At 69.3% G+C, this 12,835-nt stretch carries 17 protein-coding genes; 4 read left to right on the top strand and 13 right to left on the bottom strand.

Going from position 1 to position 12,835, the window contains the following annotated elements; genetic code table 11:
- Position 1: 1 nt before the first annotated feature.
- The 5 genes from ACZ3I4_RS15165 to ACZ3I4_RS15145 form a co-directional block, all read right to left on the bottom strand.
- A complete protein-coding gene (locus ACZ3I4_RS15165) occupies positions 2-565 on the bottom strand; it encodes a hypothetical protein (protein ID WP_465382517.1) in 564 nt (187 codons plus the stop codon).
- Positions 566-1,085: 520 nt separating this feature from the next.
- On the bottom strand, positions 1,086-1,751 hold the full coding sequence (locus tag ACZ3I4_RS15160; protein ID WP_465382516.1) for a hypothetical protein: 666 nt from the start codon (positions 1,749-1,751) through the stop codon (positions 1,086-1,088).
- 23 nt (positions 1,752-1,774) lie between these two features.
- Positions 1,775-2,248 carry a hypothetical protein gene (locus tag ACZ3I4_RS15155; RefSeq protein WP_465382515.1) on the bottom strand — a complete coding sequence of 158 codons (474 nt, stop codon included), beginning with the start codon at positions 2,246-2,248 and terminating at the stop codon, positions 1,775-1,777.
- A 79-nt stretch (positions 2,249-2,327) separates the two neighbouring features.
- Positions 2,328-2,819, bottom strand: coding sequence for a hypothetical protein (locus tag ACZ3I4_RS15150; protein ID WP_465382514.1), 492 nt, complete (start codon positions 2,817-2,819; stop codon positions 2,328-2,330).
- 476 nt (positions 2,820-3,295) lie between these two features.
- Positions 3,296-3,691 (bottom strand): RidA family protein, encoded by a 396-nt coding sequence (locus tag ACZ3I4_RS15145; protein WP_465382513.1) that lies wholly within the window; start codon positions 3,689-3,691, stop codon positions 3,296-3,298.
- A gap of 30 nt (positions 3,692-3,721) precedes the next feature.
- On the opposite strand from ACZ3I4_RS15145, the gene ACZ3I4_RS15140 reads away from it, so the two are divergent.
- Positions 3,722-4,447, top strand: a complete 726-nt coding sequence (locus tag ACZ3I4_RS15140; protein ID WP_465382512.1) for a class I SAM-dependent methyltransferase — start codon at positions 3,722-3,724, stop codon at positions 4,445-4,447.
- On the opposite strand, the gene ACZ3I4_RS15135 is transcribed toward ACZ3I4_RS15140, so the two are convergent.
- The 6 genes from ACZ3I4_RS15135 to ACZ3I4_RS15110 form a co-directional block, all read right to left on the bottom strand.
- Positions 4,444-5,154 (bottom strand): carbon-nitrogen hydrolase family protein, encoded by a 711-nt coding sequence (locus ACZ3I4_RS15135; RefSeq protein ID WP_465382511.1) that lies wholly within the window; start codon positions 5,152-5,154, stop codon positions 4,444-4,446. The genes ACZ3I4_RS15140 and ACZ3I4_RS15135 overlap by 4 nt on opposite strands.
- 31 nt (positions 5,155-5,185) lie before the next feature.
- On the bottom strand, positions 5,186-5,917 hold the full coding sequence (locus ACZ3I4_RS15130; protein ID WP_465382510.1) for a class I SAM-dependent methyltransferase: 732 nt from the start codon (positions 5,915-5,917) through the stop codon (positions 5,186-5,188).
- Positions 5,918-6,021: 104 nt separating this feature from the next.
- Complete coding sequence (locus ACZ3I4_RS15125; RefSeq protein ID WP_465382509.1) at positions 6,022-6,423, bottom strand: SRPBCC family protein; 402 nt, start codon at positions 6,421-6,423, stop codon at positions 6,022-6,024.
- Positions 6,420-6,734: an ArsR/SmtB family transcription factor gene (locus tag ACZ3I4_RS15120; RefSeq protein WP_465382508.1), complete on the bottom strand. Its 315-nt coding sequence runs from the start codon at positions 6,732-6,734 to the stop codon at positions 6,420-6,422. Before ACZ3I4_RS15120 ends, ACZ3I4_RS15125 begins: the two co-directional genes overlap by 4 nt.
- Positions 6,735-6,767: 33 nt before the next feature.
- Positions 6,768-7,793, bottom strand: coding sequence for a DNA polymerase III subunit beta family protein (locus ACZ3I4_RS15115; RefSeq protein WP_465382507.1), 1,026 nt, complete (start codon positions 7,791-7,793; stop codon positions 6,768-6,770).
- Positions 7,794-8,084: 291 nt separating this feature from the next.
- Positions 8,085-8,681 carry a LysE/ArgO family amino acid transporter gene (locus tag ACZ3I4_RS15110; protein WP_465382506.1) on the bottom strand — a complete coding sequence of 199 codons (597 nt, stop codon included), beginning with the start codon at positions 8,679-8,681 and terminating at the stop codon, positions 8,085-8,087.
- Between the two features lie 72 nt (positions 8,682-8,753).
- Here ACZ3I4_RS15110 and ACZ3I4_RS15105 point away from each other — a divergent pair, with 72 nt between their 5' ends.
- Entirely contained in the window at positions 8,754-9,554 is an 801-nt protein-coding gene (locus tag ACZ3I4_RS15105; protein WP_465382505.1) for a LysR family transcriptional regulator ArgP, read from the top strand.
- Here the strand turns inward: ACZ3I4_RS15105 and dapD are convergent.
- On the bottom strand, positions 9,551-10,498 hold the full coding sequence (gene dapD, locus ACZ3I4_RS15100; protein ID WP_465382504.1) for a 2,3,4,5-tetrahydropyridine-2,6-dicarboxylate N-succinyltransferase: 948 nt from the start codon (positions 10,496-10,498) through the stop codon (positions 9,551-9,553). The two genes, ACZ3I4_RS15105 and dapD, sit on opposite strands and share 4 nt — an antisense overlap.
- Positions 10,499-10,563: 65 nt before the next feature.
- Between dapD and dapE the strand changes: the two genes are divergently transcribed.
- Positions 10,564-11,634, top strand: a complete 1,071-nt coding sequence (gene dapE, locus ACZ3I4_RS15095; protein WP_465382503.1) for a succinyl-diaminopimelate desuccinylase — start codon at positions 10,564-10,566, stop codon at positions 11,632-11,634.
- An 8-nt stretch (positions 11,635-11,642) separates the two neighbouring features.
- Here the strand turns inward: dapE and ACZ3I4_RS15090 are convergent, their stop codons facing one another.
- Positions 11,643-11,846, bottom strand: coding sequence for a hypothetical protein (locus ACZ3I4_RS15090; protein ID WP_465382502.1), 204 nt, complete (start codon positions 11,844-11,846; stop codon positions 11,643-11,645).
- 208 nt (positions 11,847-12,054) lie between these two features.
- Here ACZ3I4_RS15090 and ACZ3I4_RS15085 point away from each other — a divergent pair, with 208 nt between their 5' ends.
- The gene (locus ACZ3I4_RS15085; protein ID WP_465382501.1) at positions 12,055-12,834 is read left to right on the top strand and encodes an LOG family protein; all 780 of its coding nucleotides are present in this window, start codon (positions 12,055-12,057) and stop codon (positions 12,832-12,834) included.
- Position 12,835: the final 1 nt, after the last annotated feature.

The raw sequence follows: 12,835 nt of genomic DNA, 5'->3' as shown, positions 1-12,835 counted from the left end.
ATCAACTGCTTTGCTCCTGTACGCCGGAGACCCGCACCGGAACCGTGAAGATCGCGCCTTCGCAGGCCTTCCTGGCGTCCGCCCGCATGCTCAGACCGCCACGAATGTTGAAGGCTCCGATCGTGTTACGGTCCACTTCCCACAGCACTTCGAAGTTCGGCTGGGCCAGCCGGACACCCGTCGCGTCACAACCCCTCTTCTCGTGCTCGGCGTCGGCGAAGATCTGCCCGTTGCCGGTCACCGACGTGATCTTGATCGGGAAACCGTTGTCGTTGGTGACCGTGACGATCAGATCGCCGCCCTCGCCCCGCTTCAGCGGCTTGTTCAGATCGGACCGGGCCCGCAGCGACAGCTCGACCGGCGGGCCGTCGGCCGGGGCGATCTCGGACCCGGTGATCCGCCAGTAGGCCCAGGCCGCACCGGCGTTGACCACGACGGCCAGGGCCGCGGCGATGCCGAGAATCATCCGGGTGCGCCGATCCAGTCGTTTCTTCCGGCCGGCCCCCGGCTGCCGCACCTCCCACGTCGGCTCCTCGTGCTCGGCCGGATCGAGTTCAATGTGCATGTCGGGAATCCTGTTGCCGTCATGGCCGCGACCGTAGAGGCCGCCGCCCTCCCGAAGTCGAGTAAGGACCTCGCGCCGCATCATGACCGGACCACTGACGAATTCGGGGCAGGCCGAAGGAACGTGATGAGCATGCGGGGGCCTTCCTCCTCAGCGACGGTTGCGAGACTCGTGTGTAACAACGGTCGCTGACGACCAGTGGTCGTGTGATCGGGATTCCGTCCGCGGTTCTGCGCGCATAAATCGCGCAGTTGCGCCTGTCCGGCCTAATCCCAAAGGGGGAAGGAAGCGGATCGGCCGTCTCCGGCACTGACCAGCGGATTCGCCGCAGAGGCCGATTGTCGTGGCCCGACGGTGAACTACCACCAGGGACCCGCCCGGCCAAATCTGCAACTTTCACCAAAGGGAGGCGCGGATTCGGCCGGACCCCATTGTTGCTATCCGGTAACTGCGGCCCGCCCCCGGTTACTGATCGAGCCCGCGGCGTGGGACCCCGCCGCGGGCTCGATCATTTCCCCACCTATTGAGGAATGCCTTCGGAAGCCGAACCGCTGGCGGACGGTTCCGGATCGCTCGTCGGAGGCTCCTGCACCGCGGATGAGGACGCGGCCGGTGGTGATGTCTTGTTCGCTTCCGTGGGCGGCGCCTCGATGGGCGCGGCCGGCTTCGCGGTGGGCAGCGGATCGGCGGGCTTGGTCGTCGACTCGGCGCCGGGCGCGGTCGTGGCGGAGGGCGCCACGACTTCGGGCGCGGGGACGTCGGCCAGCCGGGCGGCCGGCGCCGGGTCGAACTTGAGGGCGCTGCTGAGGCCGCTCTCGGCCCCGGCCCAGGAGGCGAAGTGCGGGGCGACTGTCCACTTCCACTTACCCCCGGCAACTTCACCCGCGGTGAAGGTGACCGACTGGCTGTCGTCGCCGGTGGCGTTCACCTGGCGAACGATGGCGGGCTTGACCGGGCTGTCCTGGCTGTGCGCGGTGATCGTGTAGCGGCCCATCTTCACGTCCGGCTCGATCTCCTGGGCGCTCCAACTGACCACAGCGGTCTTTCCCTGCTTCGCAACGCTCGGCGTCACGCCCTTGGGCATCTTCGCCGTGCGGATCTTGACCTGACCGCTGATGGGGATCGCCCAGTCCGCGTTCGCGGCAAGGGTGCCGGCCGCGATGACAGTCGCAACGGTGGCGCCCATCAAGACGTATGCGATGCGCCTCTTCACCCGCCGGCCTTTCTGCCGGCTCCAGCCAGGTTGATCAGAAGCTTCGTGTTGGCGCACTGCGAGGTGGCGTCTCTGGGCATCGTCACGGGGATCGAGCCGGGCAACGTCATCCGGGCATGGGGCTTGACCATTACCGGCAACCGGCCGCTGTAGGCGGCGACGCGCAAGGTGGACCGTGTCGCGGGGCATGCGCGGCGATTAGTCCCGGCGAAGCTACCGTCCAGGGTCTGCAGCGAAAGCGAAAAGTCGAACGGATTCAGGACGGTGACCTTGATGTGCCGGGTTGCCCCGGGGTAGAGACCGGTCACCGGCGTGCCCTCGAGCTTGAACCGCACGTTGCCGTAGTTGTCCGGGCTGCCGTGGACGAGCACCATGTCCGGCCGGCTCACGTCGCCCGGCCGGCCGTTGGCAACGACGAACGCCGTGACCAGCGTCGTTGCCGCGGCGACGGCCGATTGCCATGCCTTCACAGTCGCCTCATTCACATCGGAGCGGTCGAAGCCGAGCGATGAGGTAGGCGCCCCACCGGCGCCCACCTCGGTCTCGGCGTCAGCCGGCGATGTCGCCCTTGAGCGTTGCCTTGATGATCAGGCCGCCCTGCCCGGCGCACTTCGTGGTCGCGTCCTGGGACATCTTGAGGTCACCGAGATCGACACCGGTCGTCTCGCCGCTGTTGAAGATGGCGTTCGTGTTCAGCTCCGGGAAGCTGAAACCGGCTTCGGTCTGGGTGCAGTCGCCTCCGTTCGTGACGGTGATCGTCTCGATGCTGGCGATCTTCACCTTGTAGTCGTTCGGGTTGTTCACCGTCACGTTCTTGAGCTCGACGACCTTGCCCGGGTAGAGCTTCATGTTCTGTTCGGCGGTGGCCTGCGTGCGCAGATCGACGAACGCGGTCATCTCTCCGATCGTCGAGCTCGCCGCATAGGTGGTGCTGCTGCCCTGGAACCAGCCGCTGGCGTAGGCGAATGCCGCGGTTCCGCCGGCGACGGCAAGAACGGAGCCGGTGACGATAGCGGCGGAACGCTTGGTGAGCTTACGCATGGGGGAGTTCCTCCTGGAACGGTTGGCTAATCGTTTGGTGCTTGGAATTTGTGTGCCGGGCTCAGTGGCGTTCCGGCGCTGGGACAAAGATGGCTGAATGGCACCGCGGAAGCGATAGTGCTTCCGCCTGTCCTATGCGAACGGCACGGTAGGTGAATGGCGACGTCCGGCTTAACCCGATGGGCTGACGGAAACGTGAAAGATCAACCGCTGGCCGCGCTTTGGCGATCACCGATGCGTGCAGGTGAAAGCGCTGTGCTGGGGAAACCGGAGGGCTATCAGGCGAGCGCCACGGGCTCAAGCCGCTGAAGATCCGATGTGGGGCGTGACCCCTAAGTTGAGGGGGTCAACGCGAAGGAAATGCGAGCATCGATCGCAATGTTTGCCCGCTGGTCGGCGGGGCATTGCTCTAATGGGTTAAGCGATTTGGCGGTGCGCTCACCTGAAAGAGGCTTGGCGCTGACGGTTCTGTCGACTCAGCCAGCCGGCAGGACGGCGGTCGCCTCGATCTCGACCCGGAAGTCGCGGCTCACCAGACCGGACACCTGCACCAGCGAGCTGGCCGGTGGGTTCTCCAGGTTGATGAACTCGTCTCGGGCCGTGCGGAAGGCGGGCAGGTCGGCCATGTTGGTCAGGAAGATCGTCAGCTTGACCACATCGGACATCGTGGCGCCGGCCGCGACCAGGGCCGTCGCGATGTTGCGGAACACCTGGCGGGTCTGTTCGAGCGTGTCGTCGTCGCCGACCAGGCGGCCCTCGGCGTCCAGCGGGACCTGGCCGGAGACGACCACGGTCGGGCCGGTGAACGCGACGGCGTGGCTGTAACCGTTGGCGGGCGGCGACCCGTCCGGCCGTACGTAATGGTGCTGCACCGGGCGAGCCTAGCCGTTAGCGTCGGGCGGATGGTGCAGGTTTTCGGCGAGGTGGCTGCCCTCTACGACCACGTGCGGCCGGGCTATCCCACCGCAGTACGAGAAATGATCGAAGACTATGGCGGCGTGCCGGAGAGCGTGGTCGAGCCCGGGGCCGGCACCGGCAAGGGAACCGAACTGCTGGTCGGGCTGGGTGCGCCGATCACCGCATTGGAACCCGACCCGCGCATGGCGGCCGTGCTGCGCGCCAAGTTTCCGCAGGTCGAGGTGCTTGAGACGACTTTCGAGGCCTGGAGCCCGTACGGGGAAACGGGGTTGATCGCCTGCGCGATGGCCTGGCACTGGATGGACGCCGCGTCGCGCAATCGGAGGGCGCACGATGCTCTGGCCGAAGGTGGCGTGCTGGCGCTGTTTCAGCACAAGTTCGCCTATGCCGACCGCGGGCAGGAGGAGGCGATCACCGAAGTGCTGACCGCGATCGATCCCAAGGTGTCCGATCGCGGGGATCATTGGGTGCGTGACGACGTGCGGGACGCCGGCATCTGGGCCGACGTCGAGGAGCGCCGCATCGACAGCTACCCGGTGTTTGGCCAGCAGCGCTATCTAAAGTTGGTGCGGACGTTCTCGCCGTTTCTGCGGCACACGCCCGACGAGCAGCGCCGGGCCCTGGACGGGCTCGACGCGGCGATCGACGGCTTCGGCGGGTCGGTGAAGTTGGAGCTGCGTACGAGCCTCGTGCTGGCCAGAAAGAACTAGACGCGGGCGAGCCGCTCGGCGTGGAGCGTGGCCCGCGCGATCTCGCCCACGGTCCGGCCGGCCCGGGCGGCGACCATGCCGTCGGGAGTCCAGATGCCGGAGCGGCCCGCGGTCTCGGGGTAGTCGGGGCCGGTCGCGCCCGCGCACGAGGCGATCGCGGTCCACACCCCGTACGTGGTGCTTATCTTCCGCGCCCGGTCCGCCATCACGGTTTCGGCGGCGGGCTCGTCGACCACCCCGGCCACGTACGCGTCGATGCCCAGCTCGGCCGTGGCCGCCCAGTGCTCCTCGATCCCGGTGTCGCGGCAGATCGCCAGGCCCAGGCGCCAGCCGTCGACCTCGATGACCTCGGGACCCGGCCCGGGAAGGAAACGCGCCTCGGACGAGCCGTGCGGGTGGACCTTGCGATAGGCGACCCGGGCGCCGTTGCCGTCGATGAGCAGCGTCGCGATGTGCGGTCCGGCGATCGGGGCGCCGGCCAGCGCGATCGTGTCGGTGGCGGCGCAGGCGTCGATCAGCGGGCGCAGCCGCGGGTCGTCCGGCGCCAGCAGTGGCGCGTCGACGTCGTACCCGGTCAGGGAAAGCTCGGGAAAGACGACCACCCGGGCCCGGGCGGCCCGCACGGTGGCGGCGTGCCGGGTCACGTTGGCTGTGATGTCGAGGGCGTGGATGGGCGGCTGGGCGACGGCGAGGATCAACGAGCGCATGGGCCGATCTTTCTTTGGGGGGTGGGGGGTGTTACGGACGTACGGCTTCGACCAGGAACCGATGGGCGGTCACGGTGAAGTCACCGTGCAGGCGGATGAACGTGTCGAGGCGCTCCAGCGCGTCCTGATAGAGCCTCGGGGAGAAGTCACGGATCTGCCAGGGCAGATCGCGGAGCTGGCGCACAATGCCGCTCACGTCATGGAAAGCCACCGGCGGCCGCTCCTCGCGCACGTCGACGACCTCGAGGCCGGCGTCGGTCAGCGCGGCCACCGCCACGTCGGCGTTCCAGGGCTGGCGGTGGGCCGGTGGCGCCCCCAGCGCCATGTTGAGCCCGGCCAGATCGTCGCTGCCCACCTGCTGGCTGAGCACGGTGCCGCCGCGGCGCAGCAGGCGCACGATGTCGGCCGCGGGAAGCCGGCCGTGCCGGCTGAGCACCACGTCGAACTCGTCCTCGCCGCCGGGCAGCTCGGTGAGCACCTGCACCCCGAACGGATAGAGCCGGTCACGGGCCACCGGAGTGTTACGCGACCAGCTCTCCACCGCCACCGTGTGGGGCGGAAGGGGCGCCAGCTCGGCCAGGAGTTCGCCGTTGCCGGTGTCGAGGTCGAGCAGCGAGGCGGCCCGGCGGGCCAGGGTGCGGGCGATCGCCGGGTACGACCAGGTGGGTTCGGAGCCCACGTCGCGCCCGTCCAGCCAGGCGAACTCCCAGCCGGTGGCGCGCTCGCCGGCGGCGGAGTCCTCGTACTGCTGTCCGATGCGCACCCGACGACCGTAGCCATTCCCGCTGTGCGCCGAGCCCCCGATGTGACGTTGCTCAAGCGCGTACGCGTGACGGGGAAGTAAATTGTTACGCCGCCGCGACTTCGTTACTCGGCCGCGACCTGCCCCGAGGCGGCCGCAGACTCCACCCGCCGGAGCAATCCCGGCCAGCCCCGCCCCATCCCCTCCAGAGCGGTCGAACCCGGCCCGAAACCGTCGTGCACCAGGAACAGCCGGGTGCCGGCGCCCTCGGGCTCGAGCCGCCAGGTGATCGTCGTGTCGAGCACGCCCTCGGCGAACGTGTAGCGCAGCATCCGGCCCGGTTCGACCTCGAGAATCTCGCACTGCTGCTCACCCCACGATCCCATGTCGAGCGTGAAGCGGTGCCCGACGACCGGCTTGATGTCGCCGGCCGCCCACCACTTCGCGTGCAGCTCCGGTTCGGTCAGCACGCGCCACACGGCGGCCGGCGGACGCGCGATGAACTGGTCGCACTCGATGCTGCTCACAGGTCTTCTCCTTCGGCTACGTCGCGTAGCGCCTTGAGGCGTTCGCGCCAGAAATGCTCGAACGGATGCAGCCAGTCACTCACCTCGGCCAGCGGGTCGGCGGCCAGGTGGTAGTAGCGGTGGCGGCCGCGCGGCTCCTCGCTGACCAGCCGCGCGTTTCGGAGCACGGCGAGGTGTTCCGAGACGGCCGGGCGGCTCAGCGCGAACCGCCCGGCCAGCTCGCCCGCGGGCAGCGGGCCGTCACGCAAGGCCTCGAGCAACTGGCGGCGCACCGGATTGGCCAGGGCGCCGAACACATCCACGTCCGGCATGCGCCTCATAATGCGTCGGAAATCTCCGACACGTCAAGAGTCGTTGCGCACCGGCATCAGGATCGAGAAACGCGAGTCGTCGCCAGGAACCCGGACGGCGAGCGGCTTGATCGGGCCGTCCAGCTCCAGCACCAGCTGACCGGCCGCGCCGGCGTGAAGAGCCTCCAGCAGGAACTCGCGGTTCACGGCCACGTGCGCCGAGCTGTCCCACTCGCTCTCCGCGACCGGCATCGCCGTGTCATTCAAGATCACGACCTGGTACGGGGTTCCGTCGTGCTCCCGCGTCACGACCGGAGCCGCCGCCACCCGGTCGCGCAGGGCGCCGGTGTCGACCGTCACCCTGGTGCCGGTGGTCGCGAGCCCATCCAGCAGGCGGCGGTGGTCGGGGTAGTCCTGATCCAGGGGCTTGACCTCGATGGCCGCGGGCTCGACCCGTACGCGATCGGGCGCGAGATCAAGCACGGCGCGGCCCCCGGTGAGCCGGGGACGCAACTCGTCGACGAAGGAGAGCGGCAGAACCGAGCGGATCGGCGGCCCCTCGACCTCGGCCGACGCCGACGCCACGGCCAGGCGGAAACGGTCGGTGGCGACCAGCGTGAGCACGCCGTCGGTCACGTCGAACAGCACGCACTGCAGCATCGGCAGCTCGGGGTCGGCGCCCGCGGCGAAGCGGACGGCATCGAGCGCGGCGGCCAGCACGGACGAGGGCAGGGCGATCCGGGTCATGAGCTTTTCCTCCAGGTCGAGCAGGGCATGGACGCGGAGGAGTTCACGTTTCGCATCGGCCAGCCCGTCCTCGAGCCGGCGCCGGTGCTCGTCGAGCCGGCGGCGCACCCCGGCCGGCCGGTCGCGGACCGCCCGGGCGATCTCGGCCACCGGCATGCCGACCCGGCGCAGCCCGGCGATCAGCCGCGCGGACCGCACCTGCTCGCCGGTGTAGCGCCGATAGCCGGTGGCCGCGTCGACCTCGGCCGGCACGAGCACACCCGCGCCGTCGTAGAACCGGAGCGCGCTGACGCTGAGCCCGCTGGCCCGCGCCACCTCGCCGATGCTGAACATGTCTCCTCGCACGTTACGAACCTGTCGCCTCAACCTCGTCGAGGGTCAACTGCCGACAGCTTTTTCCATCGGAGAGTCGGCCATCCCAAGCCCCCACCCACCTCGGGGGGACGAGAGGGCCACCGTACGCGGTGTCAAGCCGGCGGGGTTGGGTTGTCCACAGGCGGTTTTGGGGAGCTCGAAGCTGTCCACAGGTGGCTTGTCGGGCTTGCTGCGGTGCGCAGGCGCTGTTGTCCGGCTTGCCACGGTCCCCAGGCGGTTTCGCCGGCTTGCGAGCTGTCCCCGAGCGGCTCAGCCGAGCAGCAGGGCAGCCGCCACCGCCACCATGACGACCGCGATCAACCCATCAAGCACCCGCCAAGCCGACGGCCGGGCCAGCAGCGGAGCCAACCGGTGCGCGCCCACCCCGAGGGCCGTGAACCAGACCAGGCTCGCCGCCGCGGCGCCCGCGCCGAAGAGCCAGCGGTGGTCGTGCTGCTGGGCGACCGAGCCGAGCAGCAGCACCGTGTCGAGGTAGACGTGCGGGTTCAGGTAGGTCAGGGCCAGGCAGGTCAGGATCGTCGCGCGCAGCGTGGCCGGGGCCCGGGCGGCGGGGTTCAGCGCGGCGGGCCTGAGGGCGCGGCGCGCGGCCATCACCGCGTACGTGATCAGGAAGGCCGCACCGACCCACTTGATCACCGTGACCGCGTCGGGGCGGGCCGTGACCACCGCGCCCAGCCCGCCGATGCCGGCCAGGATCAGGAACAGGTCGGACAGCGCGCAGACCAGCACCACGGCGACCACGTGTTCGCGGCGCAGGCCCTGGCGCAGGACGAAGGCGTTCTGGGCTCCGATGGCGATGATGAGGACGGCGGACGCGGCGAAGCCGGCGAGGGCGGAGGTGAGCACGTCCTCGACGCTAGGCGGGACTCACGGCGTACTCAAACTAAAGATTTTGTACTTGCATTAGAATCGCTAAACATGGACTTCGCCCAGCTGGCCACTTTCCAGGCGGTCATCGACACGGGCAGCTTCGAGGCGGCGGCGCGCGAGCTGCACGTCACGCCGTCGGCGGTGAGCCAGCGGATCAAGGCGCTCGAGCGTTCGGTGGGTCAGGTTCTGGTGCGCCGGGCCAAACCGTGCGTGGCCACCCCGGCCGGCGAGGCTCTGGTCCGGTTCGCCGGGCAGGTGGCGCTGCTGGAACGGGAGGCGCTGGCCCAGGCGCGCGACGGCACCCGGGTGTCGATCGTGGTGAACGCCGACTCGCTGCACACCTGGTTCCTGCCGGCCGTGGCCGCGGTGCCCGGCCCGGTTTATGAGCTGCACACCGACGATGAGCACTACACCGCCGACCTTTTGCGATCCGGTACGGCGATGGCCGCGGTCACCGCCGACAAGTCGGTCGTTCAGGGTTGCCGGATCGAGCGGCTGGGGGCGACGCGTTACCTGGCGTGCGGGCGCCCCGGCGTGACGACCGCCGTGCTCTACAACCGCAAGGATCGGCTGCAGCACTGGTTCCGGGGCGACGAGTCCGACATGCCCACCCATTACGTGCCCTCGGCGTCGGCCTACATCGAGTCGATCCGGCTCGGTCTGGGCTGGGGCATGGTGCAGGAGTGGATCGCGCGGGAGGACATCGCCGCGGGTCGCTACGTCGATCTGCACCCGGGGCGGCATCTCGACGTGCCGCTGTACTGGCAGTACTGGCGGATCGGGTCCGAGGTGCTGGAGGAGCTGACCGCCGCCGTCAAAGCGGCGGCCGCCCCCTACCTGGTTCCCTAGTCGTTCGCGTGCAGGGCCGCGTTGAGCTCGATGCCGGTGCCCTTGCGCGGCTTGGCCTCCAGCGCGCCGGTCACCGAGTTGCGCCAGAACAGCAGGTTGGGCACCCCGGAGAGATCGCGAGCCTTGACCACGCGGCCGTCGGGCAGGGTGATCTTGGAACCGGCGGTGATGTAGCAGCCGGCCTCGACCACGCAGTCGTCGCCGAGCGAGATGCCGATGCCCGCGTTCGCGCCGAGCAGGCTGCGCTCGCCGATCCGCACCTTGTCCTTGCCGCCGCCGGACAGCGTGCCCATGATGGACGACCCGGCGCCGATGTCGGAGCTGTCACCGACCACGACGCCCTGCACGATGCGGCCCTCGACCATCGACGTGCCGAGCGTGCCCGCGTTGAAGTTGGTGAAGCCCTCGTGCATGACCGTGGTGCCCGAGGCCAGGTGGGCGCCGAGACGCACCCGGTCGGCGTCGGCGATCCGGACGCCCGCCGGCACCACGTAGTCGGTCATGCGCGGGAACTTGTCGACGCCGAAGACGGCCAGGTGGCGGCCGGCAGCGCGCTCGAGGAAGCGCAGCTCGTCGACCCGGTCGGGCGGGCACGGTCCGGCCGACGTCCAGGCCACGTTGGCCAGCGCGCCGAAGATGCCGTCCAGGTTGAGCGAGTTCGGCACGACGAACCGGTGCGAGAGCAGGTGCAGACGCAGGTACGCGTCCGAGGCGTCCTTGATCGGGTCGGCCAGCGACGAGATCGTCGTGCGCACCTCGACCGTCGACAGGCCCGGCAGCGCCCGGGGCCCGGTCAGTCCGGCCGGCAGCACCGGCGCCTCGGCCGGCGGCTCGCCCAGCCCGAGGAAACCCTCCGGATACCAGGTGTCGAGAACCTGGCCCTCGGCGGTGACGGTGGCCAGGCCGATGCCCCAGGCGGGCGAGGTCGAGATCGCAGTGTCCACGTGGCGAACACTACTAAAGGCCCAGCACCCGCGATGATTCACGTCCGGCCGGTATCGTGCGCGCTATGCGCAACCCGCTGACCCCGGACGTGTTGGTCGACCCCGTGGAGCTCACCCGCACCCTGGTCGACATCGAGTCCGTCTCCCGCAACGAGCAGGCCATCGCCGGTCACGTCGAAGAAGTGCTCCGCGAGGCCTCGCATCTCAGCGTGGACCGTCTGGGCAACACCGTGATGGCCCGTACGGATCTGGGGCGCGAACAGCGGGTGGTGCTGGCCGGCCACCTCGACACCGTGCCGTTGAACGACAACTTCCCGTCCACCGTCGTCGACGATCTCATCTACGGCTGCGGCACGTCCGACATGAAGTCCGGGGTGGCTCTCGCCCTGCACCTCGCGGCCACCCTGCCCGACCCGCGCTACGACCTGACCTTTTTGTTCTACGAGGCCGAAGAGATCGAGTCCAAGTACAACGGTTTGCGGCTGGCCGCCGAGTCGCGGCCCGAGTGGCTGATGGCCGACTTCGCCGTGCTGCTCGAACCGACGTACGGGGTGGTCGAGGCCGGTTGTCAGGGGACGCTGCGCGTCGAGGTCCGGACGACAGGCCGGCGGGCCCACACGGCGCGCGCCTGGCGTGGGGTCAACGCGATCCACGCGGCCGGCGAGGTGCTGCGGCGGCTGTCGGATTACCGTCCGCGCACGGTCACGATCGACGGGTGTACGTACCGTGAGGGCCTCAACGCCGTGAAGATCAACGGTGGCGTGGCCGGGAACGTCGTGCCGGACGCGTGCGTGGTCGAGGTCAACATGCGCTTCGCCCCGGACCGCACCGAGAAGCAGGCCCTCGAGCACGTGCACGAGGTTTTTGAGGGCTTCGAGCTCGAGCTGACCGACTCGGCGCCCGGGGCCATGCCCGGTCTGACCGCGGCGCCGGCCCGCGAGTTCCTCACCGCGGTCGGGGCCGAGCCGGCGGCCAAGCTGGGCTGGACCGACGTGGCCCGGTTCGCGGCGCTGGGCATACCGGCGCTCAACTACGGTCCCGGCGATCCGCTGCTCGCCCACGCGCCGGACGAGCACGTCGAGATCGGCAAGATCCGGGACGGCGCGGCCACGCTGCACCGCTGGCTGGCCCTGTAAGGGCGAGGTCAGAGGGCGGGGCGCACCGCGACGCGGCCGATGGCCCGGGCCACCTTGGCCGGGGGGATCTCCATGGTGGCCTCCGGGTCCGCGCCGGCGCTCTCACCGGGTTGGGACCGGGCCCGGAACGCCATCCGGCGTTCCTCGACCACCAGCTGGATGCGCCGCTGCATGCGACGCTGCATTTTCATTCGCTCGTATCGGGTCGTCACGGTGGCTCCTTAAGCCCGGGCCGGCCGACGGAGCCGGTCGCCGTGCGTGCGTTGCCGCGAACTGGAATTTTCTTCGTAACTGAACAGACGCTTCAGAGCTACCGTCCGTTGCTTCAATCTGGCAAAAAGGTCGCCGACCCGCAATCCTCTTACCGAAACCCGACCGGTTGTTCACCGTGCTACTGACCGTCCGCACTACCTTTTAGGCATGACGGACAGCACCAACGGGCGACGCAGCGGTGCGCCGGAGCGTCACCGCGGCGCGGTAACGCTGCGGCGTGAATCGATTCCGCCGAGTACGGCCGACGAGAAGCTGCTCGATTCCCACCATCGACGGGAGTGGAAAACCAAAGATGCGTGGCGCGCGCTGCGCATCCTCTCCGAGTTCGTCGAGGGCTTCGACACTCTGGCCGACCTGCCCCCGGCGGTCAGCGTCTTCGGCTCGGCGCGCAGCCACCCCGACAGCCCCGAATGCGAGATGGCCGAGGCCTTGGGCGCCGCGCTGGCCGAGGCGGGCTACGCGGTGATCACCGGTGGCGGCCCCGGGGTGATGGAGGCGGCCAACCGGGGCGCGACCGAGGCCGGCGGCATGTCGGTCGGGCTGGGCATCGAGCTTCCCTTCGAGCAGGGCCTCAACGACTGGGTCGACATCGGCATCGACTTCCGCTACTTCTTCGTCCGCAAGACCATGTTCGTCAAGTACGCCCAGGCGTTCGTCGTGCTCCCGGGCGGATTCGGCACGCTCGACGAGCTGTTCGAGGCGATCACGCTGGTGCAGACGAAGAAGGTCACCCGCTTCCCGGTGATCCTGATGGGCACGGCCTACTGGGCCGGCCTGCTCGACTGGGTCAAGGGAACGCTGCTGGCCGACGGCAAGATCAGCGAGAGCGACCTCGACCTGATCCAGCTCACCGACGACGTGGACGAGGCCGTGCAGATCATCGTGGATGCCGACGCGGCGCTCGCCGAAGCGCACGGAAAGCAGTGAC

The sequence above is a fragment of the Actinoplanes sp. NPDC021490 genome (assembly GCF_055562135.1).
This window is presented reverse-complemented; position numbering and strand designations above follow the sequence as displayed.

Coding starts and splice junctions, on each gene's coding strand:
- ACZ3I4_RS15165 (WP_465382517.1), bottom strand. CDS start 565: ATGCACATTGAACTCGATCCGGCCGAGCACGAGGAGCCGACGTGGGAG.
- ACZ3I4_RS15160 (WP_465382516.1), bottom strand. CDS start 1,751: ATGGGCGCCACCGTTGCGACTGTCATCGCGGCCGGCACCCTTGCCGCG.
- ACZ3I4_RS15150 (WP_465382514.1), bottom strand. CDS start 2,819: ATGCGTAAGCTCACCAAGCGTTCCGCCGCTATCGTCACCGGCTCCGTT.
- ACZ3I4_RS15140 (WP_465382512.1), top strand. CDS start 3,722: ATGGTGCAGGTTTTCGGCGAGGTGGCTGCCCTCTACGACCACGTGCGG.
- ACZ3I4_RS15135 (WP_465382511.1), bottom strand. CDS start 5,154: ATGCGCTCGTTGATCCTCGCCGTCGCCCAGCCGCCCATCCACGCCCTC.
- ACZ3I4_RS15120 (WP_465382508.1), bottom strand. CDS start 6,734: ATGCCGGACGTGGATGTGTTCGGCGCCCTGGCCAATCCGGTGCGCCGC.
- ACZ3I4_RS15115 (WP_465382507.1), bottom strand. CDS start 7,793: ATGTTCAGCATCGGCGAGGTGGCGCGGGCCAGCGGGCTCAGCGTCAGC.
- ACZ3I4_RS15105 (WP_465382505.1), top strand. CDS start 8,754: ATGGACTTCGCCCAGCTGGCCACTTTCCAGGCGGTCATCGACACGGGC.
- dapE (WP_465382503.1), top strand. CDS start 10,564: ATGCGCAACCCGCTGACCCCGGACGTGTTGGTCGACCCCGTGGAGCTC.
- ACZ3I4_RS15085 (WP_465382501.1), top strand. CDS start 12,055: ATGACGGACAGCACCAACGGGCGACGCAGCGGTGCGCCGGAGCGTCAC.